Here is a 17,080-nt window from a genome sequence, read left to right on the forward strand (position 1 = left end):
GTTTCCGGTCCCGTGTGAGCGCCCGATATCAGCGATGGATCGGGTCGAGGTGCGGCACATAGGGCGGAACATAGATGAAATCGCCGGGGCCGGCCTCGGCGGTATATTCCAGATGTTCGCCCCAGCGCATGCGGGCCTTGCCCTTGACCACGTAGATGATGCTTTCGAGATCGCCGTGGTGATGGGCGCCGGTCTTGGCGTTGGCATGGATCGTTACCGTGCCGGCCCAGATCTTTTCGGCGCCGGCACGCGCATTGTTGATCGCAGTCGCGCGGTTCATGCCCGGCGTCTGCGCGGTATTCGGATCGAGCGAATTGCCGGGAATGACCTTGACGCCATGTTCGCGCCAGTCGACATGATGGTGCTCGTGGTCGTCGCTCATGCCTTGCCTCCTGCTTCGATTTGGTCAGTCTAGGCCGGCGCCGGGCGGCAGCCAAGCGGATTTGCCCGCACAATATCTTGGCGCCCCGATAGCTTCTGTGCACATAGGAAAGAACGGACCCGATGAGCCACCTCCCGCAGATCGACTACGACACGGCTTCGGAAGAGATTCGTGCGGCGCATGACGAAGAAATCAGGCTGCGCGGACGGATGACCAATATGAAGCGGACACTGCTGCATTCGCCCGCCGCCCATCGCATCTACGCCGAATGGTTCACGCTGCGGGCCGAACTCGATCCTGCTGTCAATGACCGGGCGATCTGGATCTTCTCGCATGCAATCTCTAAGGCGGCGCAATCGAAAATCGCCATCACCTTCTTTCGTCGGGCGCTGATCAACAATGGTTTCAATCCGGACGCACTGGAGCTTTCCGAGGAGGAAGCGCTGCTCGACGCTTTCGGCAAGGCGATCGTTGCCGATTCCAACGCCGTACCCGCCGAACTCTGGGCGAAGCTGAAACAGCGCTACGAGATCAAGGTGCTTGTCGATCTCGTCGCCTTCGCCGGCATCATGCTGGCGACCGCCGTCTTCAACAATGTCGTCGACGTCGATTTCGACCCCGAGCTTGAAGCTTTCGCCGAAGGCGCCAATTCCGCCTAACCGAGTGCGGCGATCGCGCCCCTGACGGCGTCCGCGCCGGGTCTGGTCGGCCGGTATTCCAGACCGACGGCGCCGTGGTAGCCGTTGGCGAAGATCCAGTCGAGGCGATGGGCAAGGTCGATTTCGCCAGAGCCCGGTTCGTTGCGGCCGGGGTGATCGGCGACATGGACGTGGATGATGCGATCGAGGCGGCCATCGAGCACGTCCTCGGTGCGCTCGTCCATCACGGCGGAGTGGTAGATGTCGTAGACGATGCCAATCTCGGGGCGGGCGACGTCATCGATGATGTCGAGGCCTTCGCGGGTCGAATCGAGGAAATAGCCGACATGGTCGATGCGGATGTTGAGCGGCTCGACGCCGAGGCGCACACCGCTGTCTGCAAGAATATCGGCGCCGGCCTTCAGTGTTTCAGTCAGCGCCCGGCGCTGTTCTTGCCGGCTCAGGGCCGGGAGATCGTCGCCCGCCTGGGCAATCAGCACCGGCGCGCCGAGACGCCTGGCGACAGTGACGGATTCGGCAAGGCCTTTCAGCCAAGCCTGCCGGTTGGCGGCGTCGGTCAACGCGATCATCGGTTCGGCGACGAGGCTGGTGACGGCAAGGCCGGTTTCCTTCAGTGTCGCCTCGATCGCGTCCAGATCCCTGTCGCTCCAGCGCCAGAATTCGATTGCCGTCAGGCCGGCAGCATGGGCGCGGCGGATGCGGTCGGGAAAGCGGTCGCCCTCTTCGGCAAACAGCCACTCTATGCAGGCTGAATAACGTGGCATGAAAACTCCTCCCATCCTGTTGATGTAGGCATGCGACAGATCGCAGCCTCTCGCAAGAGGCGTTCGGGCGCTTGACGCCCGGGTTCATTGGCGGAACACTCAGCATATCAGGCCGGGATCTCCGGCCGTTGCGGAGGAAGACATGGATCTCGGATTGAAGGGAAAGACTGCCGTCATAACAGGCGCGTCGGTCGGTATCGGACTGGCGATCGCCGAGGGGCTGGCGGCTGAGGGCGCCAATCTCGTGCTGGCGGCCCGCGGCGGCGATCGGCTCAAGGCGGAAGCCGCCCGTATCGCCGAGAAGTACGGTGTCGACGCCATCGCTGTTGCCGCCGACGTGGCGACGGCTGGGGGAACCGAGGCGATCATTGCGGCGGCGGCCGAAAAAGGCGGGGCCGATATCCTCATCAACAATGCCGGCACCGGATCGAATGAGACGGTGATGGAGGCGCCGGACGAGAAGTGGCAAGCCTATTGGGACCTGCATGTGATGGCCGCCGTGCGGCTGGCGCGCGGCATCGCGCCGCAGATGAAGGAACGCGGCGGTGGTGTGATCCTGCACAACGCCTCGATCTGTGCCGTTCAGCCGCTGTGGTACGAACCGATCTACAATGTCAGCAAGTCGGCGCTGATGATGTTTTCGAAGACACTGTCGACCGAGCTCATCAAGGACAATATCCGTGTCAACTGCGTCAATGCCGGCCTTATCCTGACGCCCGACTGGATCAAGACCGCCAAGCAGTTGACGGCCGAAACCGGCGGCAACTGGGAAGGCTACCTGCAGAGCGTCGCCAACGAACACGCCGCCTCCAAACGCTTCGGCACGCCGGAGGAACTGGCGAATGTCTTCGTCTTCCTGAGTTCGGAGCGCGCGAGCTATTGCATCGGCTCGACCTATTTCGTCGATGGCGGCATGCTGAAGACGATTTGACGGCGGCCGCCGGCAGGGCTCGGCAAGTCGATCTTTCGCAAGACTGCCGGGCCGGCCTGTGGACGTTGCCGATACAAGCTATAAATAATAGCTATTTTGTTGTATGTTCACGCTTTTGACGCTATTTGCCTGCTATTGGCAGGATAAATACTGCGATTCTACAAGGCGACGACGATGCTGACGAAAAAGGGAAAATACGGGCTGAAGGCGCTGGTCGATCTGGCGCGGCTGGCGCCGGGCGAGACTGCCTTCATCAACGATATCGCGGCCCGCAACAATATCCCGAAGAAGTTCCTCGATACGATCCTGCTGGAACTGCGCAATGTCGGCATCCTGCGCTCGAAGAAGGGGCCGGGCGGCGGCTATTCGCTGTCGCGGCCGGCCTCGGAAATCCGCATCGGCCATGTCATCCGCACGCTCGACGGGCCCCTAGCACCGATTCGCTGCGCCAGCCGGACGGCGTACGAGGCCTGCGACGACTGCGCCGATCCTGAGACCTGTCAGGTGCGGCGCTCGATGACCGATGTTCGGGACGCGATCGCCGCCATTCTCGACAATATGACCCTCGAGCAATTCGTCGCCGACGGCGGCCGCATCGAAGGCGCTAAGGAACAGTTCCCGATCTCCGCCGCCAGCTGATTAGGCGCCACCGACCTTCGACATGTATTCGCCTGCGGTATGCACCAATCTATCCCGCGGCAGCGAAAGCGCGTGAATGCGGGCATTCCGCCAATGGCGGTCGAGATTGAGCCCGATGCCTGCTGATGTTCCCCCTGCAAGTTCGAACAGCGCGTTTGCGGTGTCGAGCGCCGTTTCCTCGGCAAGGATCGCGGCCGCCGAGGCGGAGAAATGCGCGTCCGCCATCGCTGCCTCGACAGGATTGACCTGGGCGATGTCGAGCTTGCGGCCAGCCCGTTCCAAGGCCGCCGCTGTCGCTTCGATGCGGATGGCGCGTTCGCCGATCCGGGGAAGAACCGTCGTGCTGCGATCGCCGATCGCGGTCATCAGGTCGCTCCATGCGGCTCGCGCGATGCCGAGGCCGACGCCGGCCTTGAGCAGCAGGCCGAGCGAGATGCCGGTCGAATGTCCGGACGAGGGGGCAGGCGCAACCGCATCGGCATTGACATGAAGCGTGCCGACGATCGCCGTCGCCGATCCATTGGTGCGTTGGCCGAAGCCGTCCCAATCGTCGACCACCTGCACGCCTTCGTCATCGCGTGCGAGGTAGAGCGTCACCGGGCGGCTGGGCGGAGCGGTGGCGGCTGCGGCGATCCAGTCGGCGAACAGAATACCGGGCACTTGGCGCGTGCGCCCGCTGAGGCGATAGCCCGGGCCTTCGGCCGTAAGCTCGGCCTCGTCAGTAAAGGCGGCGCCGGCGAAGCGGTCGCCGAGCAGCACACGGGCAAACAGCGATGCCTTCAAATCCTCGCCGGCCTGGGTACGGAGCGTTTCCAGTGCGCAAAAATGATTTTCCAACGCCTCGCCGATCGAGGCGTCGCCCTCGGCGATGATCGCAACGATTTCGGCGAGCAGGGCGTTCGACACGTCGAGTCCTTCATGGTCAGGCGGTACGGCGATTGCCGTCAGCCCCGATACCGACAGCGCATCGAGCTCGGCAAAGGGCAGGATGCGGTTGATATCGCGTTCGCTCGCCTGGTGCCGGAATGCGGCAGCGTGGTCGCGGGCCGCGGATATCGCCTCCTCTTCGCTTTCGATGCGATGCGCGGGAGGCCTCAAGCTCTCATGAAACTGCGATACCGTTCCCATCGGTCACTCTTTCCTCGACGGATACAGGAGTGAGGGATTAGCCCTCGAATGATAAGACCGGTTTTTCTACAAAACCCGAATGGTTTGAATTTTCTTACCAGCTTGATTGCCCTGTTCTCCACGCTACTTACGGTGAAGTGGGGCTTCCTTGATTGAGAAACATGATGAGCGACTCTCGTGCTCGCAACAGCGAGGTTTCGAAAATGGCGCGCCAGCCGAGACCGCGTCTGACGCTGGATATTGCCGCTATCCCAACCTATGCGATCGGCGACATTCACGGCCGGTACGATCTGCTTGTGAAAGCCGAGGAAGCGATCCTGCGTGATGGCGCGCGGCTGCCCGGGCGCAAGCTGATCGTCACGCTCGGCGACTATATCGACCGCGGCCCGGAATCGGCACAGGTTATCGGCCATCTCATGGAGCCACCACCTGATGGATTCGACCGCATCTGCCTTGCCGGCAATCACGAAATCGCCATGCTCGACTATATCGACGGCTGGATCTCCTATGACGATTGGATGCAGATGGGGTCGGCGGAGCTGCTCAAATCCTATGGGCTCGATCCGGACCACCTGCCCCTGGTCTTCCCCACCGGCGCAAAACTCGATGCCTTCATCCGCCAGTCGTTGCCGCGTACGCATATCGATTTCATGCGGGCGATGCCTGTCCTGCTGGAAACCCCAAGCGTGATTTTCGTGCACGCCGGCATCAATCCGAAACTGCCGCTCGACAGGCAGACGGACGAGGATCTGGTCCTCATCCGCCAGCGATTTCTCGAAAGCCGGGTGCCGTTACCGAAACTCATCGTTCACGGCCATACGCCGAACGACAAACCCGATATACAGCCGAGGCGGCTCAATATCGATACGCGCGCCTATCGCAGTGGCAAGCTCACCGTCGCGCGCCTGTGGCAGGGCCAGGTGCATCTGTTTTCGACCTGACTTGCGCGCGTGTTTCTTCAGAGCCGGGTGGGTCGTCTCAGACGACCCCTTCATCGACCGGCTCCGTCTTTGCCGGTTCTACCGTAGCCGGCCGGTTGCGGCGCCAGCCGCGCAGCACGACGTAGAAGACCGGCGTCAGGAACAGACCGAAGATCGTCACACCGAGCATGCCCGAGAAGACGGCGGTGCCGAGCGACTGGCGCATTTCGGCGCCGGGGCCGGTGGCGATGGCAAGCGGCAGAACTCCGAAGATGAAGGCGAATGCCGTCATCAGGATCGGGCGCAGGCGAAGATGGCTGGCCTCGATGGCCGCTTCCACCGGCGACTTGCCTTCCTCTTCCGCCTGCCTGGCGAACTCGACGATCAGAATGGCGTTTTTGGCCGCAAGACCGATCAGGACGATCAGGCCGATCTGCGTCAGGACATTGTTGTCCATGCCCCGCAGGGAGACCCCGATCAGCGCCGCGAGCACCGCAAGCGGGACGATGAGAATGATCGCGAGCGGCAGAACCCAGCTTTCATATTGGGCCGCCAGCGCCAGGAAGACGAAGACGACGGAGAGGGCGAAGATGTAGATGGCCGTGTTGCCGGTGTGGGTCTCCTGATAGGCGAGTTCCGTCCATTCGAAGGTCGTGCCCTGCGGCAGGATCTTCGCAGCCAGCGCTTCCATCTTGGCGATGGCATCGCCGGTCGACGTGCCCGGCGTCGGATTGCCCTGAAGCGGCACCGAGACGTACATGTTGTAGCGCTGGACAAGCGCCGGGCCGCTGGCATCCTGAATGTCCATCAAGGTTCCAAGCGGAACCAGCGCGCCGGTTGCCGATCGAACCTTCAGGGCGAGAATGTCTTCCCTGTCCATGCGATATTGCCGGTCGGCCTGGGCGCGGACCTGGTAGACGCGGCCGAACGCATTGAAATCGTTGACGTAGGCGACGCCGAGATTGATGGAAAGCGCGTTGAAGATATTGGGGATCGGCACGTTCAGGAAGCGTGCCTTGTCGCGGTCGAGCGCCAGGAAGTATTGCGGGCTTGCATCGGAGAATGTCGTAAAGACGCCCGTCAGCCCTTCGGTCGTCGCCGCCGCACCCATCATCTGGCGGGCGAGGCCGAGCACGCGCGTCATGTCGGCGTTTTCGAGATCTGATATCTGCATCTTGAAGCCGCCGGAATTGCCGACGCCACGCACGGATGGCGGCGGGATGGCAATGATGAAGGCTTCCTGGATGCTTTGCAGCTTGCCGTAAAGCTCGCCGATGATCTTGTTGGCGTTCTCTCCGCCTTCTTCACGTTCGGCAAAGGATTTGAACGGAACGAAGACGACGCCGGCATTCGAAGCATTGGTGAATGTCGCCCCGCTGAAGCCGGCAAATTGCACGGCGTTGCCGACGCCGGGCACGGTGCGGGCGATATCGCCCACCTGTCTGACGACGGCATCGGTACGCGCAAGCGAGGCGCCGTCCGGAAGCTGGATGACGATGATCGCGTAACCCTGGTCCATGGTCGGGATGAAGCCGGCGGGAACTTTCGTTCCCATGTACCAGGTGGCCCCGAGCAGGCAGACGAAGGCGGCCATCGCGGCTGTCAATCCCACCCAACTGCTGACCAGATGCCGAACGGTCCATGAATAGCCCGAGCTCAGCCGATCGAATCCACGATTGAAGCCGTTTGCAAGTCCTCTTCCCAGGCGCGTGGCGACGTTCGTGCGCCTGGTTTCGTGGTCATGGGTTTTCAGCAATATGCCTGCAAGGGCGGGCGACAGCGTCAGCGAATTCAATGCGGAAATTGCCGTGGTGACAGCGATCGTCACCGCGAACTGCCGGTAGAACTGGCCTGAGATGCCGGGAATGAAGGCGGTCGGCACGAATACGGCAATCAGCACCAGCGAGATGGCGACGACGGCAGTTCCGACTTCGTCCATCGTGACGTGGGATGCCTGTTTTGGCGTCATGCCGCGGGCGAGATTGCGCTCGACATTTTCCACCACCACGATCGCGTCGTCGACGACGATCCCGATCGCCAGCACGAGGCCGAACAGGGTGAGCATGTTGAGCGAGAAGCCGAAGGCCAGCAGGACGGCGAAGGTGCCGATCAGCGATACAGGGATGGCAATGATCGGAATGATCGCCGTTCGCCAGGATTGCAGGAAGACGAGAACGACAATCGCCACCAGGATGGCCGCCTCGGCGATGGTTCTATAGACCTCGGTGATCGAATCCGAGATGAATTCGGTCGTGTCGTAGACGATGCGATATTCCAGGCCCTGCGGGAAATTCTGCGAGAGGTCCTTCATGATCGACTGGACCTGATGGGCGGTGTCCAGGGCATTGGTTCCCGGCCGGGCGAAGATGCCAAGAGCAACGGCCGGGTCATTGTTGAGATAGCTGTTGGTGACGTAATCCTGCGCGCCGAGTTCGATACGGGCGACATCCTGCAACTGCACGAGCCGGCCCGATGTCGTCGATTTCACGATGACATATCGGAACTCGCGCACATCGGAGAAGCGTCCATCCGTTCGCACCGTATATTCGAACGCATTCTTGCCGGTCACCGGCGGGGCACCGATCTTGCCTCCGGACACCTGGACGTTCTGGTCTCTCAGCGCGGCGACGACGTCATCGGATGTCATCCCGTAGGCGGAGAGTTTTTCCGGATCCAGCCAGATTCGCATCGAATACTGGCGTTCGCCGAAGAGCTGCACGTCGCCGACGCCGTCAAGGCGAACGAGAACGTCACGGATTCGGTTGCGGGCGTAGTTCGAGACATAAAGCTGGTCATAGCGGTGCGACGGCGACAGCAGATGCACCACCATCATCAGATCGGGCGAGCTTTTGTCAGTGGTCACCCCAAGCCGCTGGACTTCCTCGGGAAGACGGGGCAGGGCGATGGAAACGCGGTTCTGAACGAGCACCTGCACCTTGTCGAGATCGGTGCCGAGCTTGAAGGTGATCGTCAGCGACATGGCGCCGTCGGCGCTGGAATAGGACGACATGTAAAGCATGTCTTCGACGCCATTGATCTGCTGTTCGAGCGGGGTCGACACGGTATCGGCGATCGTCTGCGGATCGGCACCCGGATATGACGTGCGCACGACGATGGTTGGCGGCGCTATCTCCGGATACTGGGATACCGGCAATTGCGTATAGGCAATGCCGCCGACGACCAGAAGAACGATCGAGATGACGGCCGCAAAGATCGGCCGGTCCACGAAAAAATGAGCAAATCTCATTGTCCGTTCTCCGCGCCGGCGGTTTCGGGCGCAGTGTCCTGCCGCTCCTTGGGCAGTTCGGTCATCTGAGGTGTGATCTTGGTACCCGGCCGGGCGCGGATCAGGCCGTTGACGATGATCGTCTCGGTCCCGTCAAGGCCTTCGCGTATGACGCGGTAGCCATAGAGCCGGGGTCCGGGTCTCACCGGCTTGGTCGAAACCGTGCCGTCCTCGGCGACGACATAGACGACGCGCTCATTCTGGTCGGAGCCGATTGCCTCGTCGGGAACGAGAATGGCCTGGTAGGTGTTGGAGGCTTCGACCTGTATGCGGCCGAAGAGGCCGGGCTGAAGGACGAGATCGGGGTTGGGGAAGCGGGCCCGCAGACGAATGGTGCCACTCTCATTGTCGACCCGGTTTTCGGCGAAATCGAGCTTTCCCTTGAATGGTTTTGCATTGGGATCCGAGATCGTGACGGAGACATCCAGACCGCCGCCGCCCTGTTGGAGATCCTTGCCGAGCTTGCGCGCCGTGTCGGCGAAATTCAACAGGCGGCGCTCGTCGACGTCGAAATAGAAATCGATCGGATCGAGCGAAACGATTGTTGTCAGCACGGTCTGGTCGGTCTGCACGAGGTTGCCGGCCGAAATCAGCCGGCGATCGATGCGGCCGCTGAGCGGCGCCTTGATCTCGGTATATTCCATGTCGAGAGAAGCGCGATCGGCTGCGGCCTGCGCGCCGCGGACATTGGCCTCGGCCGAATCGAATTCGCGGCGGCGATCATCCAGCGTCTGCGCCGACTGGCTGCCGCTCGAAGCAAGCGATTGCGTGCGCTTATATTGCGCATCGGCAAAGACCAAGGCGGATTGCGCCGATTCGAGTGCGGCCTTTGCCTGATTGAGCGCGGTGACGAACGGCCTCTGGTCGATGACGAAGAGCAGGTCGCCCTGCTTGACCAAGGCGCCGTCCTGGAAATGGATTTCCTGCAGGTACCCACCGACGCGCGAGCGAACGGAGACTTCGTCGACCGGCTCGAAGCGGCCGATGAATTCGTCGCTGTCGACGACATCGCGCACAACAGGCTTGGCGACGGTGACGGGCGGGGGCGGCGGGGCGCTCTGAGCCAGCGCGGCCAAAGGCATGAATGCGGCGATAGAGCCAAACACCAGCATCTGTCGAAGCGCGTAGGTCATACCAGTCCTCCAATCTTGGCAGCCGATTAACTAGCCGCCAACCTCAAGATGAAGTGATGCTGTTCAGGTCTTGCTGCTTTGAACGAAGGCCTCTGCCCCCGGGGATTTCTCCGGCGTCCGATCCCTTGGAAAGGAAGGCCGGCAGGCAATGTCGATCAGAAAAATCGTAACCCTATGGAATTGGACTATAAACGGCAGCGGCGAAAAATTGCAAATGCCAATTGGTTACGATTTTCGAATCCATCAAAACTTCACAGAGCGCGTCAGCTCTCCACAATCTCGTCTCTGCCCGGCGGCAGGGCGCCGAGTTCGGCCCAGTCGAGTTCCTGTTCCAGCATGTGAAAGACATCGTCGTCGATCTCGCCGGCGCGGCGCATTGCCGCCAGTCTGCGGCGCTTCGCAACGATGACATTGCGGCGCTGCTTGTCGAGCCGGCTGACCTCGCGCGGATGTTTCCCGTCCACGGCGATCTCGCGCTCGGAGGTGTACACGTCGCGCAGGATGCGGGTGGATTTGTCTTCGCCGCCGGCGAGTTCGGCAAGTGCTGCATCGATCAACGTGACACGGGCTCTGGCGAGGTCGCGGTCCACGGAGGTGTCCGGTTCGAATTTCAGGAAACGGATCAGCGGCCCGAGCGTCAGGCCCTGGACGATGAGCGTGCCGAGAACGACGGCGAGCGCGCTGAGCAGGATGATGTCGCGATCGGGGAAGTCGATCGGCAGGGCGAGCGCGGTGGCCAGCGTGACGAGGCCGCGCATGCCGCACCAACCGGCAAGCAGGCTCGTCGCGAAGGTGGGAACGGCCTGTTTCGTGCGCCCGCGCGCGGCAAGAAAGTTGATGACGCGGTTATAAAACAGCACCCAGGCCAGCCGGACGAGAATGACCGTGACGAAAACCATGGTGGCGAAGGTGATTGCGAAATCCAGGCGGCCGGGATCGAGGTCGAGGACGATCTGACGGGCCTGCAGGCCCATCAGCAGGAAGGCCAGCACGTTGAGCAGAAAGACCGCGGCCTCCCAGACCGAATAGGAATGGATGCGGTGGCGGGCCGTCTGCCGCTCGGGCATGTAGCGGGCGATGACCATCGCGTAGACGACGATCGCCAGTATTGCCGAAAAGTGTAGCCGCTCGGCGATGATCCACGTGCCGAAAGTGGCGACGAATTCAAGCAGGGTGCCGCCGAGCGTGCCGGCGAGCCTCAGGCCGACGACCATGTAGAGACGGCCCATGAGGTAACCGAGGATGAGGCCGCCCGGCACGGCGAGCGCCAATTCCGCCAGGGCACCGGCGAAGAAGGCGGGGCTCGCGGCGGCTGCCACCGCGGCGCTGAAGATCAGGAGCGCGACGGCGTCGTTCAGGAGGCTTTCGCCCTTCAGGATCACATAGGTCTGGCGCGGCAGGGTGAAGCGGTCGAGCATGGCGGTCGCCGCCGCCGCATCCGGCGGCGCGACGATGGCGCCGAGTGCGACGGCCGCGGCAAGCGGCAGGCCGGCGATCGTCACGCTGACGGTGGCGACGGCGGCGGCCGTCAATATCACGGCGATGGCGGCGAGCGAGAGGAGTGGCAGCCAGTTGTGCCTCAACGTCCTCGGCGGCAGATCATAGGCGGCGTCGAAGAGCACGGGCGCGATCAGCAACGCCAGCGCAAGCTCGGGATCGATTGCGACCTCAGGCGCCCAAGGCACGGCGGCGACGATGACGCCAGCGATCGCCAGCATTGTCGGATAAGGGATCCGGAACTTCCTGGAGAATTGCAGAAAGACGATCGCCACCAGCAGCAGCGTCAGCATGCTTTCGAAGAACGCCATCGAGCTCCCCAATGCGGCGCCTCCGGCGGAGGCGACGACTACAGGCAGAATTAGGGCGGAGCTAGGCCGCGGCTACCGTCTGGCGTCTGCAACCGGCGAAAGGAAGAACTGCAGGACAAGCCTGAGCCGGCCTGCGGCATTTTCGCCGCTGCTTCCGAATCTGGCATCCCAGCTCTTGTGTGGCGTACATGCTCAATATATGTACCGATATCATAAGTATGCTTATAAATAATGATCGCAGGTTTTCATGAGCGCCACTCCGACCCTTGGCTTCCTTCTCCACGACGTCGCACGGCTGCTGCGCAAGCGGTTCGAGCAGCGCGCGAAGTGTCTCGGGCTGACCCGGTCGCAATGGCAGACGCTTGCCTATCTCTCGAACAATGAAGGCATCCATCAAGGCGGCCTTGCCGAAATCCTCGAAGTCGAGCCGATCACACTGGTGCGCATTCTCGACAAGCTCGCCGAACGCGGGCTGATCGAGCGCCGCCAGCACCCGACCGACCGGCGCATCTGGCTGCTCTACATGCGCGACGAGGCGCACCCGCTGCTCGCCGAAATGCGCGAGCTCGGCGACACCACCCGCGCAGAAGCGTTGGACGGCGTCTCCGTCGAGCAGCGCGAGCAGCTTTTCCACATTCTATCCGTAATGAAGACGAACCTGGTTCAGGCATGCCGGAGCCCGGTTGACGAGAACGAGACGAACGATGGCTGATCAATCCCCCCTCCGCGTCGTTGCCGACGCCCATGCCAAGACTCCTGTCGAAGAAACGGAAGCGAAACAGCAGGAAACGGTAGCCGAAGCGCCTTCATCCAATTCAGCGCCGGCTGCCGCCGTGGCTGCGCCTGGCGGCAACAAGGTCCGCCGCCGGCGCAGTCTCACGCGGCCGATCCTGTTCGCCCTGCTGCCGGTGGCGCTCGTCGTCGGCGGTTATTATTACGTCAATGGCGGCCAGGTGATGTCGACCGACAACGCCTATATTCAGGCCGACATGGTCGGGCTCACCACCGATGTCTCGGGCATCGTCGAGCAGATCGACGTGCATGAGAACGAGGCGGTCAAGGCAGGGCAGGTGCTCTTCAGCCTGCGGCCGGATGCTTTCAAGATTGCGCTCGATGGCGCCAAGGCGCAGCTCGGCGCGCAGCGCAACCAGATCATGAATCTCAAGGCCAGCTATCAGCAGTCGCTTGCCGAGATCACGCAGGCGCAAGCCGATCTGCCCTATTATCGGGATCAGTTCGATCGGCAGCAAAACCTCGTCAACAACGGCAGCGCGACGCAGTCGGCCTATGACGAAGCCAAGCATAATCTGGAAGCCGCTGAGCAGAAGGTTACCGTCGCCAAGGCGGAAGCCGCAACGACGCTCGCCCAGCTCGGCGGCTCCGCCGATCAGCCGATCGAGGAGAATCCGCTCTACCTGCAAGCCAAGTCGAATGTCGACAACGCCCAGCGCGAACTCGACCACAGCGTCGTCAAGGCGCCGTTCGACGGCATCGTCACCAATGTCAACGCGCTGCAGGTCGGCTCCTATCTGCAGGCGTCGCAGCAGGCCTTCTCGCTTGTTGCCACCGATCACCTTTGGATCGCCGCCAGCCCGAAGGAAACCGAGCTCACTTACGTCAAGCCCGGCCAGACGGCCGAGATCTATGTCGACACCTATCCCGGCGTGAGATGGAAGGGCAAGGTCGAGAGCATCAGCCCGGCCTCCGGCTCCAGCTTTTCGCTGCTGCCGGCGCAGAATACCACGGGCAACTGGGTGAAGGTCGTGCAGCGCATTCCGATGCGCGTCAGCATCCAGGAAACCGAAGGCAAGCCGCCGCTCCGCGTCGGCATGAGCACGGTGGTCGATGTCGAGACCGGCCATGTCCGCGGCCTGCCTGATTTCGTCAACAAGCTTCTGGGCCGGCCTCAGGGCGGGGATCATGAGTAGCGCTTCTGCATCTGCGGCGACGCCGGTTGCCAATCGCGGTGCGATCACGGCCTGCGTCATTCTCGCCGTCATCATGCAGGCGCTGGACACGACGATCGCCAACGTGGCGCTGCCCTATATCCAGGGCAGCGTGTCGGCCTCCGCCGACCAGATCAACTGGGTCTTGACCTCCTATATCGTCGCGGCGGCGATCATGACGCCGCCATCGGGCTTTCTCGCCGCCAAGTTCGGCCGCAAGCGCGTGCTGCTCGTCGCCATCGCCGGCTTCGTGGTTGCTTCGGTGCTCTGCGGCCTGGCGCAATCGCTGAACCAGATCGTTGCCTTCCGCCTGCTGCAGGGCCTGTTCGGCGCATCGCTGGTGCCGCTTTCCCAGGGCATCCTTCTCGATATCTATACCGTGGAGGAGCGCGGCTCGGCCATGGCGCTTTTCGGCGTCTCGGTCATGGTCGGACCGGTCCTCGGCCCAGTCATCGGCGGCTGGCTGACCGACAATATCAGCTGGCGCTGGGTGTTCTACATCAACGTGCCGATCGGCGCGCTTGCTTTCGCCGGTATCGTCATCTTCGTTTCGGAAACGAAGAGGGATGCGCTCGCCAAACTCGATTGGTTCGGCTTCGGGATGATGAGCCTGTTCATCGCCGCGCTGCAGCTCTTCCTCGACCGCGGCGAGCAGCTCGACTGGTTCTCCTCGGGCGAGATCATGCTCGAAGCGATCGTCTGCGCCGCCGCATTCTATCTGCTTCTGGTGCACACGCTGACCGCAGAAAAATCCTTCGTCAATCCGAAGCTGTTTCTCGACCAGAACTTCACGGTCAGCATGATCTTCATCTTCGTGGTTGGCGTCACCTACCTCGCATCGCTGGCGCTGATGACCCCCTATCTGCAGACGCTGATGGGTTATCCCGTCATCACCGCCGGCATCGTCATGGGGCCGCGCGGGCTCGGCACCATGCTGTGCATGTTCATTGTCGGGCGGCTGATCGGCAAGGTCGATACGCGCTTGCTGCTGGTGCTCGGTCTCGGCCTAACCGCCTGGGCGATGTACGACATGACCGGCTGGACGCCCGATGTTTCGCAATGGACGATCGTCTCGGTCGGCTTCATCCAGGGCGCCGGCCTGGGCTTTCTCTTCGTGCCGCTGACGACCATCGCTTTCGCGACGCTGCCGGCCCATATGCGCGGCGACGGCACCGGCCTCTACAACCTGTCGCGCAACATTGGTTCGGCGGTCGGCATCTCGATCGTCTCGGCCCTGATCGTCGAGAACACGCAGAGCAACCATGAATCGATCGCGGCCTATGTGACGCCGTTCAACCATGCCTTCAACGCTGTGGCGGCGCAGGGCCTCAGCCCGGTAACGGCGGCGGGGCGTGCTTCGCTCAACGAGATCATCACGCTGCAGTCGACGATCATCGCCTATATGGACGATTTCAAGCTACTGATGCTGATGTCGCTTGCGGTCATCCCGCTGGTGCTCTTGCTACGCAAGCCGAAGGCGGCGCCCGCCGTCGACCACAGCGCAGTCATGGAATAGTCAGCGAAACGGCTTGCTGAGATAACGCGATCCCTGAATGCCGAAGCGCCACGGAACTTCGGCATTCTTCGTAATGCCGATGCGTTTTCCCGAGACTATGGGCACCGGCGCGGAGGGCGTGAGTGTGTAGGGCGGGCGGTCGAGCAGTCTGTCATTGATCTCGATATCGATGCCGAGCGCCTGACAGAGCTTGCCGGGGCCGCTGCAGAGCGACGTCAGCGCATCGGTGCCGCGTCGCTCCATCATCACGGGGATTCCGGTTTCCGGCTCCAGGGCGCGGATGAGGGCTGCCGAGCCCGGATGGCAGACGAAGTTCAGGCACCAGTACATGCCGTAGATGCGGTAGATATAGACATTGCCCGACTTGCCGTACATGGCGCCGTTGCGCTTGGTCGGGCCGCGGAAGCTGTGCGAGGCCTCGTCATCGGGGAAATAGGCTTCGGTCTCGGTGATGCGTCCGCCGACGCCATTCACGGTCAGATGGCAGCCGAGCAGGTCGCGGGAGACGGCGATCGCATCGCGCTCGAAAAATGCCCTGAGGCTTTCGCCGGCGAGCGTGCCGGCGCCGATCGCGCCTGATATCGTTCCACCATCGGTCATATCAGACGCAGATAACATCCAGTGTGGCTGCCGTCATCCCAAAAGGCATCAGTGGCCGGCATTCGGATCGCGCATCGGGATCGACGACGATGTGACCGAGACCGGGTCACTCGCCGGGAAGGAATCTTCCAGACCCTCCTCCAGCTCTTCTTCGAGCAAGGCGGGATCCTTGCTGCGCGCGCCGTCGCTATGGGCCGGTTCGATGGCTGCTGCGAGCAGGGTCTTGGCGCGCATGGCGGCGTTTTCCGAGGTCAGCTCAGGCGTGCTCCGCAGCGTCACGGCAATGCTGTCTTCGCCTTCGCCGCCGAATTCGACGACGAAACCGTCTTCCGTCTGGTAGACGGTGATATCGTAGAGTGCCATGGCCGTTCTCCGAGGGCGCGCATATTAGCAGGGCGCATTTTAGTGAAGCGCGTTTTCGGAATTTTGTCGAGCGAAGACCTTCACCAGCCAGTCGATGAAGACGCGCACGCGCGGTGAAAGCTGGCGGTTGCGAGGGTAGAGCAGGGAAACCGGCGTCGGGGTCAGTGGAAAATCCTTGAGCACGTGGATCAGCGCTCCCTCGGCAAGGTCCTTTTCGGCGTGATAGCGCGGGATCTGGATCATGCCGAGGCCCATCCTCGCCGCTGAAATATAGCTTTCAGCGGCGTTGACGGCGACGGTGGCGGGAATGGTGATCTCACGCACCGTGCCGTCGACGATGAATTCGAGCGGCAACAGGCTGCCGGTGCTGCTGGACCGGAAGCCGACCATGCGGTGGCCGGCAAGCCGATCCGGGTGCTGCGGCAGGCCATGGGTGGCGATATAATGGGGAGAGGCGAGCGTGATCTCATCCAGCATGGCGACGCGCCGGGCGACCATGTCGCTATCGCCCAACGTGCCGACGCGCAGCACGCAATCGATGCCTTCGCGCACCAGATCGACCAGCCGGTCGCCCTCGCTCATGTAGAATTCGATCTCTGGATAAGTCTCGAGAAAGGACGGCAGGCTCGGCAGCAGGAAATGGCGGGCAAGCGTGCCGTGCACATCGACGCGCAGCAGGCCCTTCGGTTTGGCGCCGGCAAAAGCGCCTTCGGCATCCTCGATATCGGCAAGAATCGACAGGCAGCGCTGGTAATAGGCTTCGCCATCGAGCGTCGCACTGACATGACGTGTCGTGCGCTGGAGCAGGCGCACGCCGAGGCGGGCTTCGAGCTGCTTTACCGCATCGGTAACGGTCGAGCGCGGCAGGCCGGTGTCTTCGGCGGCAAGCGTGAAGCTGCGACGTTCCACGACACGGCAAAACACGCGCATGGCATCGAATCTGTCCATCTATTTGTTCGTTATTCCCGGATAGTTATGGCGAAGAATGCACGATTATCCGCTTTT

The 17,080-nt window shown here is 62.2% G+C and carries 15 protein-coding genes and 1 pseudogene; 7 read left to right on the forward strand and 9 right to left on the reverse strand.

From position 1 onward, the window contains the following. Positions 1 to 49: 49 nt before the first annotated feature. Positions 50 to 382: pseudogene (locus FHT75_RS00205) on the reverse strand (cupin domain-containing protein); the annotation flags it as partial. 122 nt (positions 383 to 504) lie between these two features. Between FHT75_RS00205 and FHT75_RS00210 the strand changes: the two are divergent. Further along, a complete protein-coding gene (locus tag FHT75_RS00210; RefSeq protein ID WP_047618595.1) occupies positions 505 to 1,041 on the forward strand; it encodes a hypothetical protein in 537 nt (178 codons plus the stop codon). On the opposite strand, the gene FHT75_RS00215 is transcribed toward FHT75_RS00210, so the two are convergent. Continuing rightward, positions 1,038 to 1,805: a TIM barrel protein gene (locus tag FHT75_RS00215; protein WP_063474373.1), complete on the reverse strand. Its 768-nt coding sequence runs from the start codon at positions 1,803 to 1,805 to the stop codon at positions 1,038 to 1,040. The genes FHT75_RS00210 and FHT75_RS00215 overlap by 4 nt on opposite strands. 142 nt (positions 1,806 to 1,947) lie before the next feature. On the opposite strand from FHT75_RS00215, the gene FHT75_RS00220 reads away from it, so the two are divergent. Both FHT75_RS00220 and FHT75_RS00225 read left to right on the forward strand, forming a co-directional pair. After that, positions 1,948 to 2,736, forward strand: coding sequence for an SDR family NAD(P)-dependent oxidoreductase (locus FHT75_RS00220; RefSeq protein ID WP_047618598.1), 789 nt, complete (start codon positions 1,948 to 1,950; stop codon positions 2,734 to 2,736). Between the two features lie 174 nt (positions 2,737 to 2,910). Next, complete coding sequence (locus FHT75_RS00225; RefSeq protein WP_026188508.1) at positions 2,911 to 3,375, forward strand: RrF2 family transcriptional regulator; 465 nt, start codon at positions 2,911 to 2,913, stop codon at positions 3,373 to 3,375. On the opposite strand, the gene FHT75_RS00230 is transcribed toward FHT75_RS00225, so the two are convergent. Next, positions 3,376 to 4,503: a monooxygenase gene (locus tag FHT75_RS00230; RefSeq protein ID WP_063474374.1), complete on the reverse strand. Its 1,128-nt coding sequence runs from the start codon at positions 4,501 to 4,503 to the stop codon at positions 3,376 to 3,378. A 164-nt stretch (positions 4,504 to 4,667) separates the two neighbouring features. Between FHT75_RS00230 and FHT75_RS00235 the strand changes: the two genes are divergently transcribed. Further along, positions 4,668 to 5,444: a metallophosphoesterase family protein gene (locus FHT75_RS00235; RefSeq protein ID WP_176707353.1), complete on the forward strand. Its 777-nt coding sequence runs from the start codon at positions 4,668 to 4,670 to the stop codon at positions 5,442 to 5,444. 37 nt (positions 5,445 to 5,481) lie between these two features. On the opposite strand, the gene FHT75_RS00240 is transcribed toward FHT75_RS00235, so the two are convergent. From FHT75_RS00240 to FHT75_RS00250, 3 genes are all read right to left on the reverse strand, one after another. Next, a complete protein-coding gene (locus FHT75_RS00240; RefSeq protein ID WP_063474375.1) occupies positions 5,482 to 8,670 on the reverse strand; it encodes an efflux RND transporter permease subunit in 3,189 nt (1,062 codons plus the stop codon). Then, on the reverse strand, positions 8,667 to 9,842 hold the full coding sequence (locus FHT75_RS00245) for an efflux RND transporter periplasmic adaptor subunit (protein ID WP_048338375.1): 1,176 nt from the start codon (positions 9,840 to 9,842) through the stop codon (positions 8,667 to 8,669). The genes FHT75_RS00240 and FHT75_RS00245 overlap by 4 nt, the downstream gene beginning before the upstream one ends. Before the next feature lie 263 nt (positions 9,843 to 10,105). Next, positions 10,106 to 11,650: a cation:proton antiporter gene (locus tag FHT75_RS00250; RefSeq protein WP_063474376.1), complete on the reverse strand. Its 1,545-nt coding sequence runs from the start codon at positions 11,648 to 11,650 to the stop codon at positions 10,106 to 10,108. Positions 11,651 to 11,897: 247 nt separating this feature from the next. Here FHT75_RS00250 and FHT75_RS00255 point away from each other — a divergent pair, with 247 nt between their 5' ends. Genes FHT75_RS00255 through FHT75_RS00265 form a run of 3 tightly spaced genes read left to right on the forward strand, consistent with a single transcriptional unit; the run spans position 11,898 to position 15,112 of the window. Next, the gene (locus FHT75_RS00255; protein ID WP_063474377.1) at positions 11,898 to 12,362 is read left to right on the forward strand and encodes a MarR family winged helix-turn-helix transcriptional regulator; all 465 of its coding nucleotides are present in this window, start codon (positions 11,898 to 11,900) and stop codon (positions 12,360 to 12,362) included. Beyond that, positions 12,355 to 13,578, forward strand: a complete 1,224-nt coding sequence (locus FHT75_RS00260; RefSeq protein WP_063474378.1) for an HlyD family secretion protein — start codon at positions 12,355 to 12,357, stop codon at positions 13,576 to 13,578. Before FHT75_RS00255 ends, FHT75_RS00260 begins: the two co-directional genes overlap by 8 nt. Further along, positions 13,571 to 15,112: a DHA2 family efflux MFS transporter permease subunit gene (locus FHT75_RS00265; protein ID WP_047618614.1), complete on the forward strand. Its 1,542-nt coding sequence runs from the start codon at positions 13,571 to 13,573 to the stop codon at positions 15,110 to 15,112. The genes FHT75_RS00260 and FHT75_RS00265 overlap by 8 nt, the downstream gene beginning before the upstream one ends. On the opposite strand, the gene FHT75_RS00270 is transcribed toward FHT75_RS00265, so the two are convergent. The 3 genes from FHT75_RS00270 to FHT75_RS00280 are packed head-to-tail and all read right to left on the reverse strand — an operon-like array spanning position 15,113 to position 17,023. Next, on the reverse strand, positions 15,113 to 15,730 hold the full coding sequence (locus FHT75_RS00270) for a DNA-3-methyladenine glycosylase (RefSeq protein ID WP_097631166.1): 618 nt from the start codon (positions 15,728 to 15,730) through the stop codon (positions 15,113 to 15,115). It abuts the gene before it with no gap. 30 nt (positions 15,731 to 15,760) lie between these two features. Next, positions 15,761 to 16,075 carry a hypothetical protein gene (locus tag FHT75_RS00275; RefSeq protein ID WP_063474380.1) on the reverse strand — a complete coding sequence of 105 codons (315 nt, stop codon included), beginning with the start codon at positions 16,073 to 16,075 and terminating at the stop codon, positions 15,761 to 15,763. A 39-nt stretch (positions 16,076 to 16,114) separates the two neighbouring features. After that, a complete protein-coding gene (locus tag FHT75_RS00280; RefSeq protein ID WP_047618621.1) occupies positions 16,115 to 17,023 on the reverse strand; it encodes a LysR family transcriptional regulator in 909 nt (302 codons plus the stop codon). Positions 17,024 to 17,080 lie beyond the last annotated feature (57 nt).

It is taken from the genome of Rhizobium sp. BK112 (assembly GCF_014193215.1).
Taxonomy (GTDB): domain Bacteria; phylum Pseudomonadota; class Alphaproteobacteria; order Rhizobiales; family Rhizobiaceae; genus Rhizobium; species Rhizobium anhuiense.